Source organism: Nostoc sp., assembly GCF_036917435.1.
Classification (GTDB): Bacteria; Cyanobacteriota; Cyanobacteriia; order Cyanobacteriales; family Nostocaceae; genus Nostoc.
Genome location: NZ_JBALDM010000045.1, coordinates 1 through 12,287, shown reverse-complemented (window position 1 = coordinate 12,287; position 12,287 = coordinate 1). Strand labels below are relative to the sequence as shown.

At 41.6% G+C, this 12,287-nt stretch carries 5 protein-coding genes; all 5 read left to right on the top strand.

The features are described from left to right. Nucleotides 1–1,788, top strand: coding sequence for an ABC transporter substrate-binding protein (locus V7K98_RS21795; RefSeq protein WP_335025590.1), 1,788 nt, complete (start codon nt 1–3; stop codon nt 1,786–1,788). A 125-nt stretch (nt 1,789–1,913) separates the two neighbouring features. Then, nucleotides 1,914–4,196 carry an ATP-binding protein gene (locus V7K98_RS21790; RefSeq protein WP_335025588.1) on the top strand — a complete coding sequence of 761 codons (2,283 nt, stop codon included), beginning with the start codon at nt 1,914–1,916 and terminating at the stop codon, nt 4,194–4,196. Nucleotides 4,197–4,263: 67 nt separating this feature from the next. Then, nucleotides 4,264–6,072: a hybrid sensor histidine kinase/response regulator gene (locus V7K98_RS21785; RefSeq protein ID WP_335025586.1), complete on the top strand. Its 1,809-nt coding sequence runs from the start codon at nt 4,264–4,266 to the stop codon at nt 6,070–6,072. Nucleotides 6,073–6,228: 156 nt separating this feature from the next. After that, complete coding sequence (locus V7K98_RS21780; RefSeq protein WP_335025584.1) at nt 6,229–11,718, top strand: trifunctional serine/threonine-protein kinase/ATP-binding protein/sensor histidine kinase; 5,490 nt, start codon at nt 6,229–6,231, stop codon at nt 11,716–11,718. A gap of 160 nt (nt 11,719–11,878) precedes the next feature. Then, nucleotides 11,879–12,151 carry a hypothetical protein gene (locus V7K98_RS21775; protein WP_335025582.1) on the top strand — a complete coding sequence of 91 codons (273 nt, stop codon included), beginning with the start codon at nt 11,879–11,881 and terminating at the stop codon, nt 12,149–12,151. Nucleotides 12,152–12,287 lie beyond the last annotated feature (136 nt).

Below are 12,287 nucleotides of genomic sequence, written 5' to 3'. Positions count from 1 at the left end.
TTGTTCACCACCAAAACCGTTGGCAATGGAATAGGATTAAGCAATTCAAAATTTAACAATTTCCCTCGTCAAATCATCGAATCAACCCAAAGTGGTAATGCCACTCCTTTTTTACAATCTCAGGGAACAACACAAGGAGCATTTTTTGACTCAGACACCATGAAACCCCTAGTGAACAATCCAGCTTTTGCCAAAGCACTCTTAGCACCCATGATTTTTTCTTTGCGGCAACGCTTGCACTCCTGGAGGAAACTATTCAAGTATCTGCCTGTCATGCTAACAGCATTATGGATTAGCATCGCCGTTTCTGGCTGTAGCCTCTTTCAATCCAATCCCCTAACGCCTTCATCCCCTGGGCTAACACAAACAACTTCCCAAACATCGCCTGCTCAACGCTTCGACGCGGTGAAAATTAATGTTGTTACCAATCCTGGAGGACTTCATCTAAAGGCTGGGACACATATTGCTGAGTTTGAGGCATTGACTGGAGCTAAGATCGAGCTAAAGGAGGTTCCTTTTATAAATTTTCGGAAATTGTTAGAGAAAAACTGGTCTGGCAATGCTTCCGAGTACGATCTAGCTATTATTTTGCCTCAGTGGCAAATCGACTTTGCTGATGCTGGCTATATAGAAGATTTAACCGGTCGCCGAAAATCCGATCCTGCTTTAGAGTGGGATGATATTGCACCCCTATTCCGAGATTTCAGCGCCAACTACAAGGGACGCACCTACGCAATTCCCTTAGATGGTGATTTTCACATGGTTTATTACCGCAGGGATTTGTTGAAGCAAGCGGGGTTAAAGCCTCCCGAAACTTGGGATAATTATCTAGCAGTGGCTAAACAGTTTCATGGCAAAGACCTTAATGGCGATGGGGAACCAGACTACGGCTCTTGTATCGCCAAGGTTGCAAAGGAAATCAGTACAACATTCTCGATCTCATTTTTTGCTTCTTTTCTACAATCTCAGGGAACAGCCCAAGGAATGTTCTTCGATCCAGAGACAATGAAACCTTTAGTAAATAATTCTGGATTTGGTAGGGCGCTAGAACTCTACAAACAAACCGTGAAATATGGAGTTCCCGACGATAAAAATCTGAATCTAGCTACAGCTAGAAAAATATTTCTGAGCGGGCGGTGTGCCATGACCGTTGACTGGGGTGATATTGGCCCCCTCGCTATTGATCAGGCGGTGTCTAAGGTGACAGATAAAGTGGGGGCTTCAATTACACCGGGGACGACTCAAGTGCTAGATCGCCGGACTAACAAACTAGTCGCCTGCGATAAGTTTACCTGTCCTTACGCCATTGATGGTGTCAATCACGCGCCCTACGCTGCTAACGGGGGCTGGGTGGGTGTGGTGGCAGCAAAATCATCACCAAAAGTAAAGGATGCTGCCTACGCATTTCTCTCTTACATGAGTCGGCCTGCTCAGTCCAATATTGATGTTACTCTTGGCGAAACGGGGGTGAATCCCTACCGCATTTCGCAATTTAAAAATTCCGATCCTTGGATTAAATCAGGGATGTCGTTTGAAGCTGCCAACAGCTATTTAGGAGCGATCGGTGTCAGCCTGAATAGTTCAAATATGGTATTGGATTTGAAAATTCCGCGAAGTCAGCAATATATCGAAACCCTTGATGCTATTCGAGCGGATTTCTTAGTGGACAAAATTACGAAAGAGGAAGCAATGCAGCAGATTGAACAGAGATGGGAGCAGATTACCAATAAAGTGGGACGTAAGTCTCAACGCGCCGCTTACCGCGCCAGCCTTGGGCTAACCCAATGATGGGGAAGAATTAACAACCAATGCCAATGCCAATTGTTCATTTGACAGATGAAATGGGCATCTTAGAAATAATTGGGCATGACTGATAATCTCAGTAGTTTGGGGCAGTAAAAGGAGCCACAATAGTGCGAAATTGGAACCTCAGCACAAAAATTATTGCTTCCTATTCAGTGCTAATCGCAGTGATGGCTGGGACAATAGCTTCAGGGATGTACTGGCAGTTGTACTCTAGTCAACGGCAGGCAATCCGTAATCGTCTTTTGGCGATCGTTAGTCTGGCAGTTCCTCAAATTGATAGCGATTATCACGGATTGGTTCTCCAGCGTAGCGATCGCACCTCAGCCTTTTACAAAATTAATCAAGATAAACTTGTATCTATTCAAGCAACTAGTAAAGATATATTACGTATTTATACAGTACGACAACAACAAAATAAAAAATTTGTCTATGTCTTAAACTACGATCCTTCCGAGCAAGGTAAAAGTGTATTGATTGGCATGGATTACACAAAGTCATTAGATGATTTGTCTGTAGCCGTTGCCCGTAACTTACCCTTTGTTGAGCAGGAATTTCACCAAACTGCAAATGGCGAAATTATTCTCTACGGCTATGCCCCAATTACCAATCTTCAGGGTCGGGTGAATGGATTTTTGGTGGTTGAATTAGATGCAAGTTCTGTAGTGCGGCAGGAAATTCGGGTTGCTGGATTTGCTCTGGTAACTTTTTTGGCTGTGTTGTTACTGACTGTAGCTTTAGTGCGTTGGCTATCGCGATCGCTTGTAGTGTTACCCATTTTACAACTCAATACCGCCGCCAAGCAATTAGAAACGGGGAATTGGAATGCAACTCTGGCAAGCAATCGCACCGATGAACTTGGAGAACTTTCCGCATCTTTTAATAGCATGGCCAAACAGTTGCAAACCTCCTTTGCTACCTTAGAACAAAAGGTAGAAGAACGGACGCTAGAACTAGCAGAAGCTAAAGAAAAAGCCGATACTGCAAACCAAGCTAAGAGCGAGTTTCTGGCGAATATGAGCCATGAACTACGGACTCCACTCAATGGCATCCTGGGCTATGCCCAAATTCTCCAAAATGGCGAACCTTTAACAGAACGAGGTAAAAAAGGTATAGATATCATCTATCAGTGCGGCAATCATTTGCTCAATTTGATCAATGATGTCCTTGACATCGCCAAAATCGAAGCCCGCAAATTGGAACTGTACCCGGAAGATGCCTATTTCCCCGCACTTCTGGAAGGCATTGCGGAGATGATGCGCGTTCGTGCTAATCAAAAAGGAATTCCCTTCACCTATGAACCTGATTCTGATTTACCGGTTGGCATTACAGTTGATGAAAAACGTCTGCGTCAGGTGTTGATTAATTTATTGGGCAATGCCATTAAGTTTACTGAAGAAGGTGGGGTGACGTTTCGCGTCAAAACTCACAAATTGGAAACTGGAACCTATCAAATTCGCTTTGAGGTAAAAGATACTGGGGTTGGCATATCAGCAACCGGAATCACGAAAATCTTCCAACCCTTTGAACAAGTGGGTGACATGAAGAAACAAGCAGAAGGGACTGGACTAGGACTCGCAATCAGTCAGCAAATCGTGACGATGATGGACAGTACCCTCAATGTAGAAAGTCAACTGGGAGAAGGTAGCACCTTCTGGTTTGAGGTCGAACTTCCCGAAGCCAAAGAATGGGCTACAAGTCTGCGAACTACCCAGCAAGGGAAAATTATCGGATTTGAAGGCAGCAAAGGGAAAGTGCTGGTAGTAGATGACCGTTGGGAAAATCGCTCAGTTTTGGTCAGTTTGCTAGAACCTTTGGGTTTTGAAGTGATTGATGTCAGCAATGGTCGAGAAGGATTGGCCAAGGCGAAGGAGATTCATCCCGATTTAATTATTACAGATTTAATGATGCCGGAGATGAACGGCTACGAGATGCTACAACAGTTGCGAGAGATTCCCGAATTAAAGCATATTCCCGCGATCGCTTCTTCAGCTAGCGTATTTGAAAGTAACCAGAATGATAGTATCACAGCCGGAGCCAGTGCATTTTTACCCAAGCCTGTAGAAGCCTCAGCACTGCTGAAGTTGTTAGAAAAATACCTGAATCTGAAATGGATTTATGAAGACAATTCCCCGGCTGTGGAATCAGTACTATTCAACTCAAAAGAAACATCTTCATCAAATTTAGACGATATTGTTCCCCCAGCTAATGATATTTTATTGCAATTATATACATTAGCCTTGCAGGGACGTTTGATGGCCATTGAGCAACAGCTAAAAACTTTGGAAAAAGCTGATGAGCAATACCAGCCATTTGTCAAAGCAGTCCGTCAGTATGCAGACAATTTTCAAATTGAAAAAATCCGAACATTTATTGAAAAGTATCTCCCTTGATTAGAGAAAGCAGCAAAAAATTCTTGTAATTCCCAATCCCCTTTGTCATCTCATTACTATTTTTGCCATGATAAAACTCTCTGGAAATTCGATTACATTTGACCATCACGTTACAAACTTGTTGGATAATGGCATTGTTCTGATCGTGGATGATGTGCCAAATAACTTGAAGGTGCTTTCAGACACCTTAGCCCACGATGGTTTTGAAGTGGCGATCGCAACCAGTGGTGAAAGTGCGCTACAACAGCTAGAACATACGACCGTATCTTTGATTTTACTGGATGTAATGATGCCGGGGATGGATGGCTTTGAAACCTGTCAGCGCATCAAAGCCAATCCTAAAACCCAAAATATTCCGATTATCTTTATCACCGCCCTGTCTGAATCGGTAAATAAAGTCACAGGCTTTGAACTGGGAGCCGTTGACTACATAACCAAACCGTTTCAACAAAGTGAAGTTTTAGCAAGAGTGCGATCGCACTTAAAGCTTAACCAATTGAGCCGCACACTGGAAGCTAAAAATATAGAACTACAACAACTTACTGAGCAACTAGAGCAACGAGTCACTCAACGAACCCAAGAACTATTTACATCAGTTGAAGCTTTCAAACAAACTCAACAATTATTGCGCCTAGTATTTGATACCGTCCCGCAGTGGGTGGCGTGGAAAAATCTCAATTCAGTTTATCTAGGTTGTAACGAGGGTTTTGCCAAGGTAGTAGGCTTGAGTTCGCCTGATGAAATTATTGGTAAAAGCGATTATGATTTACCCTGGAGCCAAGAAGAAGCAAATTTTTATCGCATCTGCGATCGGCGTGTGATCGAGTCTGGTCAAGCAGAATTCCATATTATTGAACAGTCGCGGCGAGTAGATGGTAAGCTAATTTGGTTAGATACGAACAAGATACCTCTATGCGATGCCGACGGTAATGTATTCGGGATTTTATTAGTGACAGAAGACATTACTGAACGTCAGCAAGCAGAAGAAGAACTCAAACAACAAAAACAAAATTTAGAACAAGCACTCGTTGAACTTCAACAGGCCCAAATGCAACTGGTGCAAAGTGAAAAAATGTCCGCACTAGGAAATCTCGTCGCAGGTGTAGCTCACGAAATTAACAATCCTGTCGGCTTTCTGGGTGGCAATATTCAACCCGCTTTAGATTACATCAAAGATATATTTGGTTTAGTAGATTTATATCAGCAAAAATATCCCAATCCTGATGCCGAAATTCAAGATGAAATCGCAGCCATTGACCTCGATTACATCCGCGAAGATTTACCCAAGTTAGTCGGTTCAATGCGAGAAGGCATAAAGCGAATTCGAGATATTAGCACTTCTTTACGAACTTTTTCTCGTGCTGATAGCGATCGCCCCATTGCTTGTAACATTCATGATGGTATTGAAAGCACTATTCTGATTCTCAAACATCGTCTGAAAGCTTCAGAAACTCGCCCAGAAATTCAAGTTATCAGAGAATATGACCAGCTACCATTAATAGAATGTTTTGCTGGACAGTTGAATCAGGTATTTATAAATATCCTGGCAAATGCAATCGAGGCAATAGAAGAATCAAATATTGGTCGCAGTTTTGAACAGATTAAAAATAATCAAAATTCTATTACAATTAGCACCAAACTTAGTGACTCTAAACAAGTAATTATTAGTATTAAAGATAATGGTTTAGGGATGAATGAAGAAATTAGACAAAAGATTTTTGACCACTTGTTTACTACAAAATCTGTCGGTAAAGGGACAGGATTAGGATTAGCGATCGCTCGTCAAATCATTGTCGAAAAACATAGAGGGTCAATTACTGTCAATTCAACCCTGGGAAAAGGGACTGAATTTGTACTACAGTTCCCGATTATTTGACTTGATTATGACTAATTTACAGCGTATTGCGGGTAAATGAAGTACACGGGTAGGGGCACAACATGTTGTGCCCCTACGATGATCTGTACCTCACCAAGTAGGCAAGAGGGAAGAGGCAAAAGCTTTTCAGCCAGTGTATCTCACCAATGATTAAGTATGGCTATCTCTGGGAACACTAAATCTGACAGCCTTCAGGATAAGTGCGGTATGAGAGTCAGTATTCCCGGATATCAAGTCAGCGAGGAACTTTACAATGGTTCCAGAACCATAGTTTATCGTGGTTATCGGGACATTGAACAAAAACCTGTAGTGATTAAACTGCTGAAAAATCCATATCCAAGTTTCAGCGAACTCTTGTTATTCCGTAATCAGTACACCATTGCCAAAAATCTCAACTCACCCTTGATCGTTCAAACTTATAGCCTGGAACCATATCAAAATGGCTATGGGTTGGTGATGGAAGACTTTGGGGGGATTTCTCTCAAAGATTATTTTGCTGCTGTACAGCCGTTACATATAACCTCTCTACAAGATTTTTTAGTTATAGCGATCGCACTCTGCGATACCTTAGATATCCTCTATCGCAATCGGATTATTCATAAAGATATTAAACCCGCGAATATTTTAATTAATCCCGAAACCAAAGAAGTTAAATTAATTGATTTTAGTATTGCATCTTTGCTTCCACGGGAAACCCAAGAAATTCACAACGCCAATGCTTTAGAAGGAACTCTCGCCTATCTTTCGCCAGAACAGACTGGACGGATGAACCGAGGGATTGACTACCGCAGTGATTTCTACTCATTAGGTGTGACATTTTATGAATTACTCACGGGACAATTACCATTTATTTCCAACGATCCGATGGAATTGGTACATTGTCACTTGGCAAAAACTCCTATACAAATCCATCAAATAAATCCTAATATTCCCTTAGTTTTATCCGAACTTGTTAAGAAGTTGATGGCGAAGAATGCCGAAAATCGTTATCAAAGTGCATTAGGAATCAAACACGATCTAGATATTTGCCTAAATCAATGGCAAACTACCGAAAGCATTGAATATTTTCCACTAGGAGAGCGAGATATTAGCGATCGCTTCATCATCCCTGAAAAGCTCTACGGTCGAGAACAGGAAGTGGCTCAACTATTAGCTGCCTTTGAACAAGTTAGCACAGGTAGTACAGAAATGATGCTCGTAGCAGGTTTTTCTGGCATTGGGAAAACTGCCGTTGTCAATGAAGTTCATAAACCGATTGTTCGCCAACGTGGTTATTTCATCAAAGGTAAATACGACCAATTTCAGCGCAACATCCCCTTTAGTGCCTTTGTCCAAGCCTTCCGAGACTTAATAGGGCAATTCCTTTCAGAATCAGATGCACAACTACAAACCTGGAAAACCAAAATTCTCAATGCCGTTGGAGAAAACGGACAAGTCTTGATTGATGTCATTCCATCACTAGAGGGAATTATCGGCAAACAACCCCCAGCCACAGAATTATCAGGAACTGCTGCCCAAAATCGCTTTAATCTGCTGATGCAGAAATTTGTGCAAATCTTCACGAGTCAAGAACATCCCTTAGTGATGTTTTTAGATGATTTACAGTGGGCAGATTCCGCATCACTAAAATTGCTGCAACTGTTGATGGAAGGAACCGGATATTTATTAATCTTGGGTGCATATCGGGATAATGAAGTATCACCTACTCACCCATTCATCCTGACTGTAGATGAAATCGTCAAAACTGGGGCAGTAGTTAATACCATTACACTGCGATCGCTAAGTTTAGTGGATATGAATCATTTTGTTGCAGATACACTAAATTGCAACTTATCCCTAGTTCAACCCTTGACAGAATTGGTGGTGCAAAAAACCAAAGGTAATCCTTTTTTTGCCACGCAATTTTTGAAAGCATTGTATGAAGATGGACAGATTACCTTTGATTGGGAAACACGATATTGGCAGTGTGATATTACTCAAGTCAAAGCCTTAGCCCTCACCGATGATGTGGTGGAGTTTATGGCACTGCAATTGCAAAAGTTGCCGAATGAGACTCAAAATGTTCTTAAACTAGCAGCTTGTATTGGGGCGCAATTTGATTTGCAAACTTTGGCGATTGTTTCAGAACAATCACTAGAAGTAACAGCGACTGATTTATGGAAAGCCTTACAAGAAGGACTAATTATTCCCAATACGGAAATCTATAAGTTCTTTATTAAGTCTGACAGTGCATCGGTTTATGATGCCGCAGCTAATCCAACTTATCGGTTTCTACACGATCGCATCCAGCAAGCTGCTTATTCCCTAATTCCCCACTCTAAACAACAAATTACCCATCTAGAAATCGGTACACTGCTACTTCAAAACAGTAGCGAAACCCAACTTCAGGAAAGAATTTTTGATATTGTGGGTCATTTTAACCTAGCCGCCGATCTAATTACCCTGCCTCAAGCCCGCTATGAATTTGCAACCCTCAACTTGCAAGCGGGCAAAGCTGCCAAAGCTGCCGCCGCCTTTGATGCTGCTTTGATGTTTGTTAGCACAGGCATTGAGCGATTACCAGATGGACAATGGCAAGATAACTATCCCTTGACATTGGCACTGCATGATTTAGGCGCTGGAGTTGCTTATCTATGCAGCCAATTTGAGCAAACAGATCGATTAATTGCCTCAATTTTGCAAAATGCTAGCAACTTACTCGATAAAGTTAGTGCCTACGAAACCAAAATATTGGCTGAAATTGCTCAAAGTCAGATGCAGGAAGCTGTTTATACTGCCCTAGATGTGCTGGAACAGTTGGGAATTCAGCTTCCCAAACAACCGACTAAAATCGATGTCTTACTGGGATTAGCGAAAACAAAGCTGATTTTAGGTATGAAAAAAACAGCACAGTTGATTGACTTGCCCAATATGAGCAATCCCAACGCGCTGGCCGTCATGCGAATTTTAACGAGTACTGCATCTGCAACCTATGTCTGTGCCCCCCAGTTGATGCCGCTATTCGTATTTGAGCGGATTAATTTATCAGTTCGCTACGGTAATACGGCCCTCTCAGCCGTTGCCTACGCTTGGTATGGAATGATTCTTTGCGGTGTGCTGATGGATATTGAAGGGGGTTATCAGTTTGGGCAATTGGCTCTGCAAGTGTTAGAGCGTTTTAACGCCACTGATTGCAAGGCACAAACTCTGTTCACGAACTCTACCTTTATCAGCCATTGGTGCGAACCTGTAAAAGACACCATTCCATCGTTATTGGAGGCTTACCAAACAGGGCTAGAAACTGGAGATGTAGAATATGCTACTTGGTCGGCGGTAATCTGTTCTTACAACCAGTATTGGATAGGAAACCACTTGAGCGACACCGAACAAATGATCCGATCGCTGATGGTAGCGATCGCACCATTAAACCAGAAAAATGGCTCGGTTTACCTACAAATCCATCATCAAGCTACCTTAAATCTTCTCGGTGATAGCAACAATCCCAGCCTCTTGTCGGGGGAAAGTTATCAGGTTGCCGACGCTATTCCCATGCAGCAAGCCATCAAAGATAACTCAGGGTTGTTTTTCAGCTATGTTAATCAACAATACTTACATTACTTGTTTGAGGAATATGCTGAAGCCGTTGAAAAATCAAAGCTAGCAAAAATTTACTTTGATAACTGTGTATCAACATTACCCACAGCTGTGCATTGCTTTTATGACTCCTTGGCGCGGTTAGCTATTTATCCAAATGTCTCATTTTCAGAAGGTAAGGAACTCCTTAAGCACGTCAAAGGGAATCAGCAAAAACTCAAGAAGTGGGCATTTCATGCCCCAAGTAATCACCAGCATAAGTTTCTACTGGTAGAAGCAGAACAATATCGGATACTGAAGAAATATTCTGCTGCCATTGAAAAGTACGATCGCGCGATCGCCCTCGCCAAAGAAAATCAATATCTCAACGAAGAAGCATTAGCCAACGAGCTAGCCGCTAAATTCTATCTCCATTGGGGCAAAGAAAAAATCGCTCAAGTCTACATGACCGAAGCGTACTATTGTTACACACGCTGGGGAGCCAAAGCCAAAGTGGTTGATTTAGAAACCCGCTATCCGCAACTACTGGCAACAATTTTGCAAAAACAGCAACCATCTTTTGCTGCCACAGAAACAATAATTCCTATCTCTTCTTACACACTTCAAACTTTGACCTCTAGTAATACTAGCCTCTCAGAAGCCCTCGATTTGTCCACTATTCTTAAAGCCTCTCAATCTCTATCGAGTGAAATTGAGTTAGATAAGTTACTCTCAACTTTACTTGAGGTAATCCTGGAAAATGCGGGGGCTGATAAATGTGCATTGCTCATGCCTTCATGCGATCGCTGGGTAATTGAAGCCCTCTCTGAACTTGAACAACCTGCCACTGTACTGCGTGCCGATGCCCTCTCGCTGCCCTTTGAGGAGCAGCAAATACTACCCATTACCCTAATCAATCGGGTTAAAAATACCCTCACCTTGGCTGTGATTGACAATGCACTCATGGAGCCAACCCTAGCGGCTGATCCTTATATGCTACACCACTCACCCAAGAGTGTTGTCTGTGCGCCAATTCTCAATCAAGGCAAATTGATTGGCATTTTGTATGTGGAAAATAAATTGACGGTAGGAGCTTTTACGCGCGATCGGCTAGAAATGTTGCATCTATTAATGTCCCAAGCGGCAATTTCCTTAGAGAATGCTCGTTTGTACACGGAACTAGAAGACAGGGTGAAAGAACGCACCCAGGAATTAAACCAAAAAAATGACCAACTGCAAACGACTTTAAAAGAATTACATCGCACCCAGACACAGATGGTACAAAGTGAAAAAATGTCGTCTTTGGGACAACTTGTATCAGGAATTGCCCACGAAATTAACAATCCGATTAGTTTTATTCATGGAAATCTGAATTATGTTGATCAACACACACAAGACTTACTGCACTTATTAAATGCCTATGAATCCCACTATCCTTATCCACCTAAATCCCTACAAACAGAACTAGAAACTGTAGACTTGAACTTCTTGAAAGAGGATTTACATAACATATTGAAATCGATGAAAGTCGGTTCTGAGCGGATTCGGCAAATTATTCTCTTATTACGTAACTTTTCGCGCTTGGATGAATCAGAATACAAGGCTGTGAATCTCCATGAAGGCATTGATAACACCTTAATGATTTTGCAGCATCGACTTAAAGCACAGGCAGAGCGTCCAGCGATTGAAATCGTAAAACAATATGGCGATTTACCGTTGGTAGAATGCTACGCCAGAGAAATTAACCAAGTATTTATGAATCTGCTGGTGAATGCGATTGATGCTGTAGAAGATGCGGTAATTAATAGAAAAACCACAGATAACCCGACAATTTGCGTGTTCACTGAATGCATAAATAACAAGATAGTAAGAATTCGTTTTGTCGATAACGGTTCGGGAATAACGCCACAGGTGCAGCAAAAAATCTTTGACCCATTTTTTACTACTAAGCCGGTAGGAAGTGGTACAGGTTTAGGACTATCTATTAGCTATGAGATTGTCGTAGATAAACACAAAGGTCAATTAACTTGCAATAGTACACCAAATAAGGGAACCGAATTTATCATTGAAATTCCAAACGGTATTGGAATATAAGTCACAATAGCGTTTACTGAAAATTCGCAGTGTCCAGATCCCCGACTTCTTTGAGAAGTCGGGGATCTAACTTTTCGTGATTTAGGACTGCTATACTACTAGCAGCAAGAAAAAATTTAATAATAGCTACAATAAAACTATTGAGTATTTTATTAGGAAAATGACAGATTTAACTCCGAATAGCACATTTTTAATAGCAGGAATTGTTTTTATAACGATCGCCGTCATCGGACAATCTAAATTAGGGTTTGTGGAAATTAATCCCGGTTGCTTTGGGAGATTTTTGGCTCTAATTATTGGTATTTCAAGCTTATTCTATGCTTTGGGATTACTCACTTTTTCAACTGAAAATATTGACTTATTAAGAACTTCTTTGACAGAACAAATTAAACAGAGTATACGTTCAATTAATGACCTTTTGCAAGGATCGTAATAGGTCAAAAAAATTTATTTCAGGGTGTATTTAAATAGCTTATACCAATTCTGTATGAAGATGCACAGAATATTATTAAACGAACCGCCAAGTACGCCAAGAGCGCCAAGAATAGAGAGTTACTCATTTAGTGCAG

Bases quoted from the DNA above. Each gene is read 5' to 3' on its own strand.
- V7K98_RS21785 (WP_335025586.1), top strand. From the start codon at position 4,264: ATGATAAAACTCTCTGGAAATTCGATTACATTTGACCATCACGTTACA.
- V7K98_RS21780 (WP_335025584.1), top strand. From the start codon at position 6,229: ATGGCTATCTCTGGGAACACTAAATCTGACAGCCTTCAGGATAAGTGC.
- V7K98_RS21775 (WP_335025582.1), top strand. From the start codon at position 11,879: ATGACAGATTTAACTCCGAATAGCACATTTTTAATAGCAGGAATTGTT.